At 51.8% G+C, this 251-nt stretch carries 1 rRNA gene; it reads right to left on the reverse strand.

The window, feature by feature from the left end:
* Window positions 1-251, reverse strand: a 23S ribosomal RNA gene (locus tag M3189_RS26745); the annotation flags it as partial.

The raw sequence follows: 251 nt of genomic DNA on the forward strand, positions 1-251 counted from the left end.
GCTACCCACACCTCATCCCCGCACTTTTCAACGTGCGTGGGTTCGGGCCTCCATCCAGTGTTACCTGGACTTCACCCTGGACATGGGTAGATCACCTGGTTTCGGGTCTACGACCACATACTATAAACGCCCTATTCAGACTCGCTTTCGCTGCGGCTCCGTCTCTTCAACTTAACCTTGCATGTAATCGTAACTCGCCGGTTCATTCTACAAAAGGCACGCTATCACCCATTAACGGGCTCTAACTACTT

It is taken from the genome of Neobacillus niacini, assembly GCF_023715415.1.
In the GTDB taxonomy this organism is placed as follows: Bacteria; Bacillota; Bacilli; order Bacillales; family Cytobacillaceae; genus Neobacillus; species Neobacillus niacini_C.